The organism is Algoriphagus aurantiacus (genome assembly GCF_035156405.1).
Lineage (GTDB): Bacteria > Bacteroidota > Bacteroidia > Cytophagales > Cyclobacteriaceae > Algoriphagus > Algoriphagus aurantiacus.
Window position 1 is genome coordinate 1 of record NZ_JAXRUT010000015.1, and the last position, 16,675, is coordinate 16,675.

21 protein-coding genes are annotated in these 16,675 nt (G+C 40.3%); 7 read left to right on the forward strand and 14 right to left on the reverse strand.

What is annotated here, in order from left to right:
* Positions 1-79: 79 nt before the first annotated feature.
* The 3 genes from SYJ56_RS15030 to SYJ56_RS15040 form a co-directional block, all read right to left on the reverse strand.
* Positions 80-1,078, reverse strand: coding sequence for an alpha/beta fold hydrolase (locus SYJ56_RS15030; protein ID WP_323835463.1), 999 nt, complete (start codon positions 1,076-1,078; stop codon positions 80-82).
* A 154-nt stretch (positions 1,079-1,232) separates the two neighbouring features.
* On the reverse strand, positions 1,233-2,105 hold the full coding sequence (locus tag SYJ56_RS15035) for a glycoside hydrolase family 16 protein (RefSeq protein ID WP_323835465.1): 873 nt from the start codon (positions 2,103-2,105) through the stop codon (positions 1,233-1,235).
* A gap of 105 nt (positions 2,106-2,210) precedes the next feature.
* The gene (locus tag SYJ56_RS15040) at positions 2,211-2,453 is read right to left on the reverse strand and encodes a hypothetical protein (protein ID WP_323835466.1); all 243 of its coding nucleotides are present in this window, start codon (positions 2,451-2,453) and stop codon (positions 2,211-2,213) included.
* Positions 2,454-2,782: 329 nt separating this feature from the next.
* On the opposite strand from SYJ56_RS15040, the gene SYJ56_RS15045 reads away from it, so the two are divergent.
* The 3 genes from SYJ56_RS15045 (at position 2,783) to SYJ56_RS15055 (ending at position 6,121) form a co-directional block, all read left to right on the forward strand.
* Positions 2,783-3,865, forward strand: coding sequence for a nickel-binding protein (locus tag SYJ56_RS15045; protein ID WP_323835468.1), 1,083 nt, complete (start codon positions 2,783-2,785; stop codon positions 3,863-3,865).
* A 141-nt stretch (positions 3,866-4,006) separates the two neighbouring features.
* On the forward strand, positions 4,007-5,434 hold the full coding sequence (locus tag SYJ56_RS15050; protein ID WP_323835469.1) for an FAD-binding oxidoreductase: 1,428 nt from the start codon (positions 4,007-4,009) through the stop codon (positions 5,432-5,434).
* A 12-nt stretch (positions 5,435-5,446) separates the two neighbouring features.
* Positions 5,447-6,121 carry a Tat (twin-arginine translocation) pathway signal sequence containing protein gene (locus SYJ56_RS15055; protein ID WP_323835471.1) on the forward strand — a complete coding sequence of 225 codons (675 nt, stop codon included), beginning with the start codon at positions 5,447-5,449 and terminating at the stop codon, positions 6,119-6,121.
* A 28-nt stretch (positions 6,122-6,149) separates the two neighbouring features.
* Here SYJ56_RS15055 and SYJ56_RS15060 read toward each other — a convergent pair whose 3' ends face one another.
* From SYJ56_RS15060 to SYJ56_RS15080, 5 genes are all read right to left on the reverse strand, one after another.
* Positions 6,150-6,791: a hypothetical protein gene (locus tag SYJ56_RS15060; protein WP_323835473.1), complete on the reverse strand. Its 642-nt coding sequence runs from the start codon at positions 6,789-6,791 to the stop codon at positions 6,150-6,152.
* A gap of 45 nt (positions 6,792-6,836) precedes the next feature.
* Positions 6,837-7,079, reverse strand: a complete 243-nt coding sequence (locus SYJ56_RS15065; RefSeq protein WP_323835475.1) for a hypothetical protein — start codon at positions 7,077-7,079, stop codon at positions 6,837-6,839.
* A gap of 90 nt (positions 7,080-7,169) precedes the next feature.
* Entirely contained in the window at positions 7,170-7,739 is a 570-nt protein-coding gene (locus SYJ56_RS15070) for a TlpA family protein disulfide reductase (protein ID WP_323835477.1), read from the reverse strand.
* A 140-nt stretch (positions 7,740-7,879) separates the two neighbouring features.
* Positions 7,880-8,785 (reverse strand): site-specific tyrosine recombinase XerD, encoded by a 906-nt coding sequence (xerD, locus tag SYJ56_RS15075; protein WP_323835479.1) that lies wholly within the window; start codon positions 8,783-8,785, stop codon positions 7,880-7,882.
* A 39-nt stretch (positions 8,786-8,824) separates the two neighbouring features.
* The gene (locus tag SYJ56_RS15080; RefSeq protein ID WP_323835481.1) at positions 8,825-9,010 is read right to left on the reverse strand and encodes a type II toxin-antitoxin system VapB family antitoxin; all 186 of its coding nucleotides are present in this window, start codon (positions 9,008-9,010) and stop codon (positions 8,825-8,827) included.
* 107 nt (positions 9,011-9,117) lie between these two features.
* Between SYJ56_RS15080 and aroQ the strand changes: the two genes are divergently transcribed.
* The 4 genes from aroQ to rnhA all read left to right on the forward strand — a co-directional run bounded on the left by aroQ (position 9,118) and on the right by rnhA (position 12,019).
* Positions 9,118-9,531 carry a type II 3-dehydroquinate dehydratase gene (gene aroQ, locus SYJ56_RS15085; RefSeq protein ID WP_323835483.1) on the forward strand — a complete coding sequence of 138 codons (414 nt, stop codon included), beginning with the start codon at positions 9,118-9,120 and terminating at the stop codon, positions 9,529-9,531.
* 12 nt (positions 9,532-9,543) lie between these two features.
* Positions 9,544-10,599: an aminotransferase class V-fold PLP-dependent enzyme gene (locus SYJ56_RS15090; protein ID WP_323835485.1), complete on the forward strand. Its 1,056-nt coding sequence runs from the start codon at positions 9,544-9,546 to the stop codon at positions 10,597-10,599.
* 340 nt (positions 10,600-10,939) lie between these two features.
* Positions 10,940-11,530, forward strand: a complete 591-nt coding sequence (locus SYJ56_RS15095) for a MarC family protein (protein WP_323835486.1) — start codon at positions 10,940-10,942, stop codon at positions 11,528-11,530.
* A 36-nt stretch (positions 11,531-11,566) separates the two neighbouring features.
* Positions 11,567-12,019 carry a ribonuclease HI gene (rnhA, locus tag SYJ56_RS15100; RefSeq protein ID WP_323835487.1) on the forward strand — a complete coding sequence of 151 codons (453 nt, stop codon included), beginning with the start codon at positions 11,567-11,569 and terminating at the stop codon, positions 12,017-12,019.
* Between the two features lie 5 nt (positions 12,020-12,024).
* Here rnhA and SYJ56_RS15105 read toward each other — a convergent pair whose 3' ends face one another.
* From SYJ56_RS15105 to yihA, 6 genes are all read right to left on the reverse strand, one after another.
* Complete coding sequence (locus SYJ56_RS15105) at positions 12,025-13,245, reverse strand: ATP-binding protein (protein ID WP_323835488.1); 1,221 nt, start codon at positions 13,243-13,245, stop codon at positions 12,025-12,027.
* A 160-nt stretch (positions 13,246-13,405) separates the two neighbouring features.
* Complete coding sequence (locus tag SYJ56_RS15110) at positions 13,406-14,527, reverse strand: sugar phosphate isomerase/epimerase family protein (RefSeq protein ID WP_323835489.1); 1,122 nt, start codon at positions 14,525-14,527, stop codon at positions 13,406-13,408.
* 97 nt (positions 14,528-14,624) lie between these two features.
* Positions 14,625-15,101 carry a lipocalin family protein gene (locus SYJ56_RS15115; protein WP_323835490.1) on the reverse strand — a complete coding sequence of 159 codons (477 nt, stop codon included), beginning with the start codon at positions 15,099-15,101 and terminating at the stop codon, positions 14,625-14,627.
* 79 nt (positions 15,102-15,180) lie between these two features.
* Complete coding sequence (locus SYJ56_RS15120) at positions 15,181-15,489, reverse strand: hypothetical protein (RefSeq protein ID WP_323835491.1); 309 nt, start codon at positions 15,487-15,489, stop codon at positions 15,181-15,183.
* Between the two features lie 43 nt (positions 15,490-15,532).
* Positions 15,533-15,982, reverse strand: coding sequence for a DUF5606 family protein (locus tag SYJ56_RS15125; protein ID WP_323835492.1), 450 nt, complete (start codon positions 15,980-15,982; stop codon positions 15,533-15,535).
* Between the two features lie 49 nt (positions 15,983-16,031).
* Positions 16,032-16,634: a ribosome biogenesis GTP-binding protein YihA/YsxC gene (gene yihA, locus SYJ56_RS15130; protein WP_323835493.1), complete on the reverse strand. Its 603-nt coding sequence runs from the start codon at positions 16,632-16,634 to the stop codon at positions 16,032-16,034.
* Between the last annotated feature and the right edge of the window lie 41 nt (positions 16,635-16,675).

Consider the following 16,675-nt stretch of genomic DNA (forward strand, 5'->3'; position numbering starts at 1 on the left):
CGTTTTTCATACCCTAAAATACAAAGAAGCAGTCAGAATAACACAGAAAAATTAATATAATATACTGTTAATCAGTTGATTATAAATACATTCTCCCTGCAACGGTCTTGGTATGTAAGTCAGAAACAAACCTGTCAAATTCTTCAGGGTTAAGTATATGTGCAGCCTTCACGATTTTCTTCTTAGGGTCATCATAAAGCACCTGGCGGACAGCTTGCGCAACTTGTGTAGGTTCCTGCATAAGCAGGAAATTCATTGATCCAGCAGATAAATGCACGGAATATTCTGGGTGATCAAGGGCATACACACTGAAGAAATCCACCTTACTGGCTATGAGTAATTTGTTGAATTCTCTGGAATTCATTGATAGCATATTCATCATTGGAGATATATCATTCCTTCTTCCTAAAATCACTACCGAGGCCACTTCCGGAACAGCTTGAGACGACCAGATTAGCTTATCTTCATTTAGAATATCCAAAAACAGTTGTGCTTCCAGGTTATTGCCAACAGAACTACCAGTCATTTGTTGGGCTAAGTAATCCATGTATTCAGCGGCTAATTTTTTTCCATCTAAGCCTTTCTCACTTAAGTATTCACTTAGCTGCGTCGCATTTTCAGTGTCTATTACAGGATCAACGTAGATCATACCTTCCACTTTATTTGGATGATTCTCTGCAAACTGTCGGATGAGTATATTTCCCCAATTGTTTCCCGCTAAAATATAAGGAGGCTGGATTTCCATTTTTTCTAACAGTGCCTCCAGTCCCTTGATCTGCGACTCTAAGGTAGGATTTTGGTCAGAATCAGAAGACTCCCCGAGACCTACTCTATCGTAGGATAACACAGGAGAAAACTCAGCGATTTGATCAAATGCAGCGTTCCATGATTCTAAACTTTGCCCACTTCCGGCTTCCAGAATTACGATAGGCTGATGAGCCTTTCTATCCTCCAAGCCCGATGTTCTAGCCCGTATCTGCATTCCATCTACAGTAATAAGTTCTGTTTTTGATTGGGCAATAAGCTGATTTGAAAATAAAATTACAGGCAGGAATCCGAGTAAAAGCAATTTTTTCATTAGGCTTTAGATTAGTTTGAACTAAAAGTTAACTAAAATAATTTTCTTTATGAAATGCTGAGGTACAGATGTTTGCAAGATTTAACAAGGTGTCTTGTAAAACCTTAAAATTTTTTTTTCTGAAACAACTATTCAAAAAGCCTCAATATCTACCTTAATTTTTCTGATAACCCATCCAGTCCACTTCCAACTCGAAGGGGAATTCCGGTTTTTCAAGTGAATTTGGATTTCCTTCCACTGCCCAGTCTTTTGTATGCCAAAAATTCATTCTATACTTGGATGCATGCTGGGGAATCCCGAGTTGCGAACCTTGATAATCCCATAGAACGAGTGTGTCGGCTGTCTCAGGATGTAGCATCCACCAGCGTAATCTGTCACTTTCCCAATCAAATCCATAGGTGTGAAACTGTGACGAAGCATCGTAATTTTCAATAGCTGGAATGCTTTCTGGAATATTTTGTGATCCAGTTAAAGGGGTTGGTGTACCGTCGAATCCCACTTTTGAGATCGTCTCGATGATTTTTCCCTCTGTCAAATTGATAATTCTTCCTATGCGTTGCAGCTTGCCATGTTCACCCGTCCAAGTGCCCACGTAGATGATTCTTGGGTCAGCCAGCAGCCATTCGAAGTCGATTTCGCTAAGGCCTTCTTGATCGTCTTCATGGTAAGTGAAATAGCCGACCACAGCACCTACGTTAGGCTGCTTTTTTGTTGCATCAGGCACTTTAAGCCTAGTGGAGTAAGTCCCGAAATGGGTGAAATGCTTGGTGATAATCTCTGGTCCCTTGCCTGGGCCAGCTATTTCATCCGGATTCAGTTTGAAGGACAGTATTTTGGTTTTCCGTTCAGAAGGAGATGGAATCCCTATTTTATGTTTAAAATCGACATTGGCGCCTGTTGAACCATATCGAAAATTCTTCAACTTGGATTTAGAGAAGTCCTCACGGAAAGACTTATGCTTTTGATCTGATTCATTTGGAAGTAAGCTAACCACTAGAAAAAAAAGTAAAATAAATGTCTGTTTCATGTGATTATAAGTTAATTTTTTTTAGCCCTTTTAGAGAAATAGTTGAGTGAGTTTACGGGGGTTAATAATTATCCCTTTTTGTGACGCTTGAGTCATGCTCAATTTCTATGTTCTTTTGGCTTGGCCCAAAAGAACCCTGCCTACCGGACAGGCAGGCAAAAAGCCAAGTCGCAGCAAAGCTTTCGCCCACATCCTGATAACTATCGGGACAGCTGCCTGGCCCGCTACGGCGACAGCCCAACGTGCCCTAAAAATAAGCAAATGTGCTGATACGGTGGATGCTGGGATATATTCATCCCTCTGTGTGATGCTTGAGTCATGCCTGCCTGTAGACAGGCTCGATTTCATTGGATTGAAGATAAGAAGATTTATTGTCTCATGACTTTGGCATATATAACTAGTTGAAAGTTCATCTGGTTTAAGTCTGCTGAATCACTGAGTTGAACTACTACGAAATGGTTATCTGTAGAGGTGAATCTGTTATTTCTAACCGAGCATCTACAATTCTTTTCTATAGTTGCTACCCCAATTGCTGTGGTGGTTCGGATAACTTGCTCCCCGCTACGAAATTCCTATAGTTTTCATTAATCTTATAGTGTATTGAAAATCATATATTTAGATGATCTGTAAAATAAAATTATGTATATTAATCTCATTGGACCGTAATTTTTAAAGCTATGCCTCTTTTCATGGATTATCATCAGTTTGACAATGTCACTATAGAAGAAGTGAAGACAGCTCATATTGCGGACTTGAAAATACAAGATGAATATGGAGTGAAATACCATCAATTCTGGGTAAATGAAGAAGCTGGATCAGTCTTTTGTCTGATAGAGGGGCCAGATAAAGAAACCTGTGAGTTAGTACACCGGCTCGCCCATGGAGTTACAGCTTGTTCAATTACAGAAATTCAACAGGGATTTTATAAGCTCGCTATGGGAAATACAGTACAGTCTCAAGGCGGAGTGGCTACTTTTACTACGGGGGAAGTAGATATAGCTTATCGAAGTATTTTAGTGGTGTCTATTAGAGCTTTGACTTCAGCAAGAGATTCAAATGATGTGAGAAGTCTATTACTACCGATTTGGGCAAAGAATATTGTAATGGAGAAGTTCAGGGATTTCGGAGGACGAGGGATAGAATGGGGCGATGATGATAGTTTGATAGCTATATTCAATGATGCCAAAGATGCATATAACTGTGCCAATAGTATTCAGAAAGAATTGTGTGCTAATTCCGAAATGAAGCCAAAGATTATTTATAAAATGGGACTAAGTGCCGGCCAACCTGTAACAGAGCATGGAGATTTCTTTGATAAAGTTCTTAAGCTTTCTTCTCGATTGTGTAATGCTGCTCTTGATAATCAGCTATTGGTTTCTGCATTGATTGCAAAACTTGCTAAAATTGATACCTATATACCTTCATGGCAAAACAGGGTGGTGGTGCCAGCTGAAGAAAGACTTCTTTCAGATATATTCAATATTACAGAAAGTCGTTTGTCAGATTTGAATTTAGGTATAACTAATCTATGCGAATCCATAGGAATCAGCAGACCTCAGTTTTACCGAAAGATCACAGCAATTACCGGTAGGTCTCCGGTATATTTTTTAAGAGATATCAGACTTGAAAAAGCAAGGACTTTACTACAACAAAAAACTGGCAATGTTACACAAGTTGCGATGGAAGTCGGCTATTCTAACCCTTCTTATTTCACCAAGTGCTACACTGAGAAATTCGGGTGCCTTCCTTCTTTGCATTGATCCTATCCAAAATAGGAATGAACAGATATTGATACTTTTTGAATAGTATAAGGTTGCCCTATTTTTTTTGATGTTCTAGCTTTGAACAGTAGTTAGCTGGGAACCAGCGCGATAAATTTTTAACCATAAACAAGGAGAGATATGAAAACTGTTTCATTTCCAAACCGAACTATTTCAATAAAGAGTATTGAAGAGTTCATTAGTTCGTTAAGAGGGGAACTCATTGTGCCAGATGATGAGAAATATAATGATTCACGTCAGGTATACAATGCAATGATTGACCGCTATCCTGCAGCTATTGTGTACTGCGAGGATGTAGCTGATGTAATAAGCTGCGTCAAATTTGCAAAACGAGAAGGGATTATCACAGCAATCAGAGCAGGAGGGCATAATGGCGGAGGGCTAGGTATAGTTGACGATGGATTGGTAATTGATTTGTCGAAGATGAATGGAATTCGTGTGGATCCCAATACCAATACGGTTCGCGCAGAAGGAGGATGTTTGCTTAGAGATTTGGATCATGCTACTTCCGCTTTTGGTAAGGCAGTGCCTGCTGGGATATTTTCTACCACAGGTATTTCAGGACTAACGCTAGGGGGAGGATTAGGCCATTTATCCAGAGCTTATGGGCTTTCTATTGATAATCTGATTGAAGCAGATGTAGTTCTGGCAGATGGCTCTTTAGTGAAAACAAGTGAGGATAGTTTGCCTGATTTATTTTGGGCAATTAGGGGAGGGGGAGGCAATTTTGGAGTTGTGACTTCATTTTTATTTCGTCTCCAAGATGTAAGCAATATTCAGGCAGGTCCAATACTATGGCACTTGGAAGATGCAGAGGAAATCATGCCTTTTTATCAGGATTTTATCCTTTCCGCTCCCAATGAGATTTACTGCTATTTTGCTTTTTTGACGGTACCGCCTGTTTCTTTATTCCCCGAGCACCTTCATTTGAAAAAAATGTGTGGTTTAGTTTGGTGTAATGTTGGCGACGGGCCAGGCTCCGAAAAAGCATTAAAATATTTTAGGGACTTTAAGACTCCGGCATTGGACTATGTAGGCCCAATGCCTTTTGTATCCCTTCAAAGTATGTTTGATGCTTTGTATCCCAAGGGTCTTCAGTGGTACTGGAAAGCGAATTTTGTTAAAAATCTAACTGAGAAATCAATAGCAGAGAACATTAAATATGCTCATCAGATGCCTACATCTCAATGTACCATGCATCTCTATCCCGTAAATGGAGCCTGTCACCAAAAATCAAGTGATGATACTGCTTGGGGATATAGAGGGGCAAATTGGTCTCAGGTAATAGTCGGAGTAGATCAAAACCCAATCAAAAAAGAAGAAATCACGAATTGGGCAAAAGAATATTGGGATGCAGTACATCCACATTCAGAGGAGGGAGGCTATGTGAATTTTATGATGGAAGAGGGGTTAGACCGAATAAAAGCGTCTTATGGGAAAAATTATGAAAAACTTTCTGAGATAAAGGAAAAATACGATTCAGATAATTTTTTCCGTGTAAATCAAAATATTAGACCGAAAAACCAAACAATTCAAACTTTAACCTAAACGCATACAATTATGGAAAACATAAATGTAAACTCAAGAAGAAAGTTCCTCGGAACTCTCGCTGCAACTGCTAGCATGTCTAGCGTAGGCACCGCTGTTTTCGCGGAGGAAATTAATGGTAATAGTACAAAGTTTATCCACGAAGCGGATGAATGGTTTAAGAAGATAAAAGGCTCTCACAGGGTAGTGTATGACGGATCTACACCTCACGACGGATTTGCAATTATTTGGAATTGGGCTTTTTATTTATCTAATAACCAGACAGGATCGGAAGATTCTGATATTACAGCTATGTCTGTCTTAAGGCATTCAGCCATACCGTTTGCATTGAAGAGTGAGCTTTGGGAGAAATATAATTTAGGAGAGTTTTTTGGGGTAATGGACAATAAAACCCAAAAGCCTTCCTTGAGAAATCCCTATTATGAGCCTCAGGAAGGTGATTTTCCCGTTCCAATAATTCAAGGAATTAAAGAACTTCAGGCAAGAGGAGCGATGTTTTGTGTCTGTGATTTAGCATTGAGCGTTTATGGTGGTGCGAAGGCTCAGCAAATCGGTGAAGATGCGACGACAGTTTATGAAGAATGGAAAAATGGGGTATTGCCAGGTATTCAGATTGTGCCATCTGGAGTTTGGGCGCTAGGCAGAGCTCAGGAAAATGGGTGTGGATATATTTTTGCCGGCAATTAAGTGTGTTGTGTAAGGGTTTCTAGGTTTATTAGCATCCACAATCCTTCACCATAAACTCAACACCCTTGCTGGTAGCTTTGCGGATGGCTTGACTCACAGATCCAAAATTCCAATAGTTTTCTCCACCATCCTTATCAGGTGTACCCCAGCTGTTGATCTCTGTCACAATGGCATTGTCTGAAACGATATTGCCCGTACTGGTCTCTATCAGTGCAACTCGCAATGTTGCCGAGATTTCTAGATCTGGAGCAGGTGGATTCATGTCGTAAACTTCCTGCTCCGTTCTATAATCCCAGCCATCAGAATCTCTCGTTTCACCCAGAGTAATGCCCAAAAAATAGGGATAGTCCAAGCTGGGATTAACTTTCACACGCTGGGTCGGGTCATTCAGGTCCTTGATTCCTGCGGAAAATAGCTCATATTCCAATCGGTCATACAACTCTACTTTTGTAAATCCCTGATCCCGAAGAATGGATAAAATCTGGGTCTCGAGACTGTTTTGTTCACCAGGGGATAGTTTGCTAAAACCAGCATCCCAAGGTAGTGGCAAAAGCAATACACCATCAGTTTTACCAAGACATACATGGCACTTGATCCGCGTATAAACTTTTGTGGAAGTACATGCAGTAAAGGCTGTTAGAATAAACAGCAATAGAATTCCCTTTTTCAAAATGTTTTTAATCGAATTTCAAAAATTATTGTTCAGTGTTTTGCCTTAAACCTCGACCTCACTTCGAGTTCTATAACTAGCCCATTTGCTCAGCAATCCAGCAATAGATACTACCTGAAGAATCATAGATGAGCCAAGAATTAAATCAGCGTTTGGATTATCGCTGATTTTAAAATAAGCCCCGAAAAATGCCATACTCATGCTGAGAAGCAATAGGCGAAACATTAATTTCTGTCGCTTGGTTAAGCTGTTCAGTCTTGGAAAAAGTTTGTATAAGAGATTAATCATGGTATGAATTTATCAGAATAGTTGAAACGGGGTGGAGATATGTTAAAATCCAGGGATTTGATCTGGTTGGTGGACGATTGCTAAGCTGAGTTAAGATTCAGCCAAAAATCCCAAAATTCTGTTCCTGTACCATTCTAATAGTTGAGGAGACACAAAAGGCATTGAGATTAATTCCACCAAAATTCCATCTTTGATTATATAGTGTGTAGGGGATAGTTCAATTTTGAAGTTTTCATCAACCCATTTTCTGTCTACGCTGGCGGTTTTGTATCCAAAATCTCCTCTTTTCGAAAAGTACCGTTCAATCTTTTGAGGCGATGACATTGCAAAACTTAAGAATTCAATATCATCCCGATCCTTGAATTCCTCCGTAAGCTTTTGAAGATTCTCTTCTTCTTGCTTACAGCCTGTACATCCTACAAACCAGGTATTGAGGATAATTAATTTTTCTTTTAAGTCTTTGTATTCAGTTTTTTTTCCTTCTATATCTAAGTAATCAAACTTAGGGAACTCAGAACCGACGGGTAAGCCTAGGGTCGTTTTTTTATGAATTTGTATACATTCTTCAAGCTCATCTGGATTAGATAAATTATAGCTTTGGGCAATAGAAATGGAATAGGAAACTAGTAATACCAAACCTACCAGAGTTACTTTTTTCATTGTGGTTGCAATTAGGTAGACCGCAATATAGCCAGTTTATAAGAATGAAAACTACGTAATTAATCAAATTCTGAATTATAATTCAGCCGTACTTGCAAAAAAAATCTTGATACTTTCTTCTTGATACTTTATACTCAAAATTATTTCCTCGGATGAAAATCCGTCAGCACTTGCCTCAGATAATCCCGATCTAGATGTGTATAGATTTCCGTGGTCGTGATGCTTTCATGGCCAAGCATTTCCTGCACTGCACGAAGATCCGCTCCACCTTCGATGAGATGTGTGGCAAATGAATGTCGGAACGTGTGGGGGGAAATGTTTTTTTCGATTCCAGCTTGCTCAGCGGTCTTTTTGATAATCAGAAAGATCATTACCCGGGAAAGTTTCTTCCCTCTCCGGTTTAGAAAAACATATTCTTCATGGCCTTTGACGATAGTTTGATGCACCCGAACTTTGTCTTTATAGATGTTCAGATATTTCAAGGCATCCTTTCCGATGGGGACCAGACGTTCTTTATTTCCCTTGCCCGTCACTCTCAGAAACCCAACATCTTCGAACACCTGACCTTTTTTCAATTCTGTGAGTTCAGACACCCGCAGTCCTGAACTGTAAAGCATTTCCAGCATCGCACGGTTGCGGTGGCCTTCCGGTTCTCCAAGTGGTATTGCCTCCAAAAGCTGTACAATTTCCTGATAGCTTAGCGTGTCGGGAAGTTTTCGGCCAAGTTTCGGAGCTTCCAGAAGCTGAGCAGGGTCTTCGGTGATTCTGTCCTCATACATCAGGTATTTGTAAAAAGCTTTGATTCCTGATATAATTCTGGCGTGGGTGTATTCCGATATTTCCAGCTTGGCTAGCTCGTTTACAAACCTTCTCAGATGTTCCAGTTCCAGCGTCAAAGGGCTTTGATCAGGAAAATTTGATTCACTGTATTTCGCGAGTTTTTCCACATCTCTGGTATAAGCTTCAATAGAATTCCCGCTAAGAGATCGCTCAAGTTTGAGGTAATGGCGGAATTGTTTGATGTGGTTTTGCCAGACTTTGTGCATAGGAAGGTTATAAAATTGAAAAATTGAGTGATTGGAAAATTAACATTCCCGCATTTCGTCTAGATTTCCTTCCCATGTGATTTTGCCTCTTAGGTTGGCCAGTTCAGCCAGTTTGATTTTTCTCAGATAAGATTTCAAGGCTTCATCCACAACTTGCTGAACAGTTTTTAAATCAGTTCTTTTTAAGATTTCAGCTACTAGCTTTTCATCAATAGTTATGTTCATGCCTTATTTTTCGCTTGTTAGTAAAATTACAACTTTAGAGCTTTCCAACTTCAAAACCTGAAAATCCTTTTAACTTTGAGCTAATAACCATCAAACCGAATTTTGTTTTGAAAATCCTGATCATTAACGGGCCAAATCTTAATCTTCTTGGGAAAAGAGAGCCTGAAGTTTATGGAAGCACTTCTTTCGAAGAATATTTTGAGGGCTTGAAAAAAGCTTTTCAGGATGTTGATCTTCATTATTACCAAAGTAATGTGGAGGGAGAGCTGATCAATAAGATTCAAGAAGTTGGTTTTACTTTTGATGCCATTCTTCTGAATGCAGGTGGCTATACTCATACTTCGGTAGCAATCTCTGATGCCATCGCGGGGGTGACAACTCCTGTCTTAGAAATACATATTTCGAACATCTATAAGCGGGAAGAATTCCGCCATAAAAGCATTATTTCCAAATCCTGTGTCGGAATGATCTCCGGCCTTGGCCTCAAAGGCTACGCGCTAGGAATTCTCTATTTTCAATAACCACTACCTACTATGCTTACTTTTGCACCAGGGCCATCCAAAGTATATGATGCCCTTCCTACTTATTTGCAAGATGCCTACAACGAAGGTATTCTGAGTGCAAATCACCGCAGCAATGCCTTCATGCATTTGTATCAGGAAACTGAGCAATTGATGCGTGAAAAGCTTCACATGCCGGATGATTACAAGTTACTTTTCACATCCAGTGCTACCGAAAATTGGGAGATCATCACCCAATCCATCGTGCAGCAGGCGAGTTTTCATATTTATTCAGGTTCTTTTGGGAAAAAGTGGATAGGCTTTGCGAAGCATATCAATCCAGCTACTGATGGGATGAAAATCGAAGCGAATATAGCTATCGATGTGGCAGGATTAGAGATTTCAGAGGATTTCGATGTGATTGCGCTGACGCAAAATGAAACTGCCAATGCCACTCAAGTTCCGATGTCGGTGATTGATGCGATCAAGGAAAAATACCCTGAAAAAATGATCGCTGTGGATACAACTTCTTCTATGGCCGGGATTGAATTGGATTTTAACTTGGCAGATATTTGGTACGCATCTGTGCAAAAATGTTTCGGTCTTCCAGCAGGTTTGGGCATTTTGATTCTTTCTCCTAAAGCCATTGAAAAATGCGAGAGTAAAGGAGAAAAGGGCAGATACAACAGCTTGAGTTTTATGTTGGAAAATTCTGCCGGTTATCAGACGCATTACACGCCGAATGTATTTGGGATCTATTTGCTCAACCGGGTTTTAAAAGACTTACAGGAAATCCAGCACATCGATGCAAATCTTCGTGAGCGTATGCAAAAGTTGGAAAATGCCGTAGCTCAATCTAAGTCGCTTCGGATGCTAGTAGATAATGCAGAAACTAGAAGCACAACTGTATTGGCAGTCACGGGTACTGAGGATTTGATAGCCTCTGTGAAGAAAGACGCTGAAAAAGAAGGAATGCAGTTAGGATCTGGCTATGGTCCTCATAAGCCTACCAGTTTCCGAATCGCCAATTTCCCTGCGATCACGAATGCGGAAATGGATAAGTTGGTTGCGTTTTTGGGAAGATATTAATTTCTTGGGAACCACAGAGAACGCTGAGGTTTTCACAGAGAGCGCAGTTTAATTATGTATACCGACTCAAGTTATTTGTTCTAGATTAATTGTGCGTCAAATCCCCCTTGAACTCGATTTTCATTGTGGAAACGGAAAGTAGTCAACGGGGGCTAGGGGGATTTGATAAATTAATTTAATTCAATCCTGACCTGCCACGGCAAGTTTGGATCTTTTTATTGTTTTTATCGCAAGCGGAGTTCGCAAAAGATTTCCCAAAGACTTTTTTCTTCACTATTCCGTAATTTAAAAACCATCGAGGTTTTGAAAACCTCAATGGTTAAATAACTACTTTCGCGGAATGTTTGATTTGAAAGAAATATTATCTGTTTCTCTGATTCTTTTTTCAGTGATTGATATCCTCGGTTCTATCCCTATTGTTGTTAACCTGCGGCAGAAAGTGGGGCATATACAATCCGAGAAAGCCACCTTGGCAGCAGGTGTATTGATGATATTGTTTCTTTTTGCTGGCAAATCTATTTTGAGTCTATTCGGAATAGGAGTGGAGGATTTTGCGATTGCGGGTGCGCTGATCATTTTTGCGATAGGAGCAGAAATGATACTTGGCATCGAACTTTTCAAATCTGATCCTGACGCCAAAGACAGCGCTTCCATTGTACCAATTGCTTTTCCACTTATCGCAGGTGCAGGAACTTTGACCACTATTCTGACACTGAAAGCTGAGTTTGCGCAGATTAACATTGCGATAGGAATTCTCCTGAATCTGATCTTGGTTTACATCGTGCTGAAAAGTACAGGCTGGCTGGAGCGAAAAATAGGAAAGACAGGTTTGGATGTTCTAAGAAGGATTTTTGGGATTATTTTGCTTTCCATTGCCGTGAAGATTTTCAAGACAAATGCCTTTCCTTTGAGCATGGAGTCGGGCATTTAAGCCACATCTTTTACGTATTTTCATTTACTTTACCCCATGATTTCCATTTACACTGATGGCGCGGCCAAAGGCAATCCCGGTCCGGGAGGCTATGGTGCTGTGCTGAAATTCAATAAACATCGAAAAGAACTTTCTGAGGGCTTTCGCCTGACTACCAACAATCGCATGGAGCTTTTGGCAGTGATCCGTGCGCTTCAGGCACTTACCACGGATGAGTTTCCGGTGCAGATTTACTCAGACAGCAAATATGTAGTTGATTCTGTGGGAAAAGGCTGGATATGGGGTTGGCAGAAAAAGGGTTTTAAGGACAAGAAAAACCCTGATCTGTGGCTTCGTTACATTCCGCTACACTTGAAATACAAACCTAAGTTTATCTGGGTAAAAGGACATGCAGGAAATATCGAAAATGAAAGATGCGACGTGCTAGCTGTGCAAGCGGCAGAAGGATTTGACTTAAAGGTAGATACCGGATACGAAGCGAGTTTGTGAGTAGCCTAAAGTTTGTTTAAGAACTCGGCAAGAAACAGTTTGACAGGAAGTATCTGGAAGGTTTTTCCCTCTGAAGAAAGTGTGTCCCTTTGATCAAGCGTGAGGATAAAGCCTTCAGTTTTTGCAAAAAAATCCATAGCTTCGGTGAGTCCATCCACTTCGCGCTTTTGATTATCGAGATGGATTCTTTCTGTGACCTGTATAAGCCATTTACAAGAGTCACCTTCAAAAACCACAAAATCGCACTCCTTATTCTCCCTGAAATAATAGGTTTTCAATCTTGTTTTCCTGAGCAAGATATACACGAGATTTTCAAGCAATCTTCCCTGATCTTTGCTAAAGCTCAAGGAATTTGCCTTGGCAAATCCGGTGTCTATACAATAAACTTTCTTAGGATTCTTGGAGATACTTTTAGCAGACCAACTGAATCTTGGGAGGAAAAAGAGTAAATAGGCATCTTCTAGCCAAGACAAATAGTCGGAGACAGTAGTAGCCGAGCCTACCTCAAAAGTTTTTTTAAGGCTATTGAAGCTCATCTCTTTTCCCACGTTGGATATCAGGAAAAGCGTGATGTCCATCAGTGTCTTGGTGTTTTTTATGCTGTAGCGTATGGCGATGTCTCTGAAGACGATGTCCTTCAGTAGGTTTTGTAATACCTCAGGGTTTTTGTCACGTAGATATTCCGGAAATCCGCCGGAGTTCAAATACTCTTCGAAACTTGCCTGTTCATCTGGTTTTGCATTATATTCCAAAAATTCCTGATAAGAAAAGGGAAATATCTCATGGGCTAAATAACGGCCTGTAAGTCTTGTCCCAAGTTCTCGGCTGAGTAATGATGCATTCGAGCCGGTGACATAGACTTTCTCCCCCCGATCATGAAGTTGTCTTATGTAGACCTCCCAGCCCTGCACGTTTTGTATTTCATCAAAGAAATAGGTTGAGCTTTCCTCTCCAAGCACCTCATCTAGTTTTGGGAAGTCACCTATTTCAAAACCAAATATCCGTGGATCCTCAAAGTTGAGGTAGGAAAAATCTGTCGGGGTTTCTGAGATGATTTGCCGCATTAGCGTGCTTTTCCCGCAACGGCGTATCCCGGTGATTACCTCTATATGTGTGCTAGAAGGTTTTAAATTCTTGGCAGCTTCTCTCTTGGTAACAGAACTTTCCTTGAGTACTAACTTTTTTTGCCCTGCTACTGCCGACGCTATTTCTTCTTTAAGTATCATCAGATGAGATTATTATTGCCTCAAAGATACAGTTTATTTTACAAAAGTGTAAAAGTTTATTTCTGTAAAAGAAAATAGTTTACGTTATTAACGTAAACTATTTAACTGTTTTAGGATGTTTACAGAAAACTTTCGCTTTCAATTTTGAAAACTTTTGATTTTAGATTTTATCCATTGTCATCAGCGGCACATCCTCACGATTGACTTCCAAAAGTGATTTGTATTCTGACTCCGGATATATCCATCCTTCTTCACCCAATTCATAAAGAAGAGGAGAAAGGTTTTGAACAGCAGCTTTGCAGCCTTGCACGATTGCTCCCAAGTTTCCAGTTTGTTTGGATAGTACAGCTTCATTTTCGATTTCAAAAGGACCGGTGAATTTTTTCTCTTTTAGAATATTCACAAATGCCCGCCAATCCATCGAGTCGCCTAATCCAAATCCTGGTAAAGTAGCCTCGTAGTGATGTCTGTCCCATGGGTTGGTGCTGAAGGGAATACCTGTTTTTTCTGCCCATTCAGTCTTGACTTCCTGCATGGGATACATATTACCCCAGAAGGGATCCGGATTGTTTCGCGTGGATTTGACGTGAATTCTCTTTAGACGATTCATATCGGTGTTTTTGATCACTTCTACGGGATCAGTATGCTGCCATACGTCATGCGAAGGATCGTAGATTTCACCATGATTAAATTCGGGGATGAGTTCATACATAATTTTCCGTGAAGCCAAAACCCCAGGAAGATTATTGAATGTACCAAAGTGACCTGAACTTCTCCAGCCTTCCATTGGACAGTTTTCATAAAGTACAGTTACTCCAAGACTATTTGCATAGCGGATTATTGGTCCGAATATCTTCTGGTATTCCAGTAGATTTTTCTCAAAGCCACCTTCATGATTTCCGAGCTCGTGATTGTAACCCACGAATGTCCCTACTTTTACATCGTTTTCATCTCCTCCAAGCAAGTAGGCCATTCGGATCAGTTTCAAAAGATGATTTTGATTCTTGATTCGCTCAGCCGGGTCGCCGCCGATGAGATTATCAAAAGCTCCTATGGAAAGTCTAAGCTTTGCGCCGTTGAATTTTTCGATCAGTTTTTTTGCTTCTTCAGGTCCAAAATTCTCATAGTCCAGATGTGTGGCCACAAAATCATCGCGTGTACCATCCCTTCTGAAAACGCACAGATCAAGTCCTTGAACGCCGATTTCTAATGCTTTCTCTACAGTTTGGTCCAAGTTGAGTTGGTCAAAAGCAGAAGTCATGATCCAGATTTGGTTTGCCATAATGTTAGTTTTGGGTTTGAAACAAAAAAAGGAAATAAACCAAGTACCGACAAAGGCTAAGTCTATTTCCTTTTTATAGAATGATTTATTTTGTTAATCAATGAACTAAAGTAAGTGTCACTTCTTGTGTGCCAAAGCCTGGCAACACAATATTTTGAGATAGTACTAATTGGCTGGTTGTGACGCTGACTACTTTTAAGTCGCCCGTCGCCCCAGGAATATCAATAGCGTCACTATCAACAGACAAAATCTTGGTCGAATCATTGTAATCCCACGTGAAATCTTCTGTCTGTGGCTCGGAGTCATCACATTTGGTAGCACCAGAATCTGCAACGCCGCTTTTGATGTTAGTCTCATAGTTAAATGTAATCAGGTTGTCAAGATAGCAGGCATCAATCAATGATGCTATGCTGATACCACTGGCAGTGACTGTGCTGAATTTCCACGCAACACCTGATCCGATTAGTTCGGCATCTGACTTTGGAGGATCCTTATCATCGTCTTCGCTACATGATCCTAAAGTGATGAGGCTGACGAGTGTTACTAGAAAAGAGAGTTTGTGAAAAGTTTTCATAGGGAAAAATAGTTTAGAAAAGAAAATCTAAAATAGTAAAAATTAGATTTATACTTTTCTAAAATATAGCCTATCAGTACTATTCATTTGCTGAATACTTCTTTCTGAGCTCTACTTTTAGTTTTTGTCTTTCCCATAGTGCTTTTGCCAAATCCAGTGCTACTTGATCTGGTTCGGATTCGTGGAGAATTTTTTTGAGCTTTTCTTCCCCCAAATCAATTCGATAGCAAATCTGAAGCAATCGCTCAAACTCCCGGTCCAGCATAAATGCGATGACTTTGGAAAGCATGGCTATGGCTTTTACTTCATCAAATTCTGAGCTGACTTCTGGAAGTTCAAAGTCTTTGCGGAGCAAGAATAAAATATCATAGGACAAGGATTCACTCATACTTGGTATTAAAAAAGCCCCAATGTGAATTAGGGCTAGGTTATTAGTTGTCCGATTTATCTTCAGACTTACTTTCTTCAGGTTTTTCCTCTTCAGTTTTCTGTAACACTTCAGGAGCTTGTGCACGAAGTAAGTTGTACCAAGTGATCAGCTTCTTGATGTCAGAGGTGTATACTCTCGCTTCATCCACTTCAGGAAGAACATGCTTCATGAATGCTCTAAGCTCAGCGTCATCAGGATTGGCGTCCAGGCCCAAGTCACCTTGGAATTCTGCTTCAATCTTTTGCATCACGGATTCCAGCGGCTCAGCGCCCTCTTCTGTCAAGGTATAGATAGAGATATCACTCAAAATAGATACACGCTGGGACATGCCGGCAACGAGTTTAGTCTTCTTAGCGTCCATGCTCTCCAGGATCACACCTGTGCGTGAAGGCTTCAAAACTTTGAACAAACCGGGTTTACCGGCAACGGTGGCAAGATCTTTAAAATTCATTTGGTTTATTTTTTCGAGGCTGCAAATATAGGATTATCAATTAAATGATTCACCTAGCTTCATATTCTGTAAATAGTTCTTCTATAAACTTCGTCAGTTCCACTTTTCCAGTACTAGTTTCTGCACTAGTGACGAAGTAGTCTGGTTCTTCTTCAAATATTTCTCTCGTCTTATTTAAAAACTTCTTGATGTTTTGATCAGTTTTAGACTTGGACTGTTTATCTGCCTTAGTGAATACCAAAGCTGTAGGGACGTCCTGAGTTCCGCACCAAAGCAAAAACTCCAAGTCAATCTGCTGAGGTTCCAATCTGCTGTCTATCAGAACGAAGACACCGCAGAGATTCTCCCGTTTTGTAAGGTAAGTAGTAATCATACTTTCCCAGCCTTGCTTTACTTTCAGATTTACTTTGGCGAAGCCATAGCCTGGCAGATCGACTAGATACCATTTGTCATTGATCAAGAAGTGGTTGATCAACTGGGTTTTACCTGGTTTTTGAGATGTCTTTGCCAATCCTTTCTGGTTGACAAGCATATTGATCAAAGAGCTTTTACCTACATTTGATCTGCCGATAAAAGCAATTTCAGCACGGTCTGGTTTAGGACAATTTCCGGGATTAGAATTACTGATTACAAAGGTGGCTTTCTGGATCATCTGCTAGTATTTGTGTGCAAAAGTACGACATTATCCGGAAC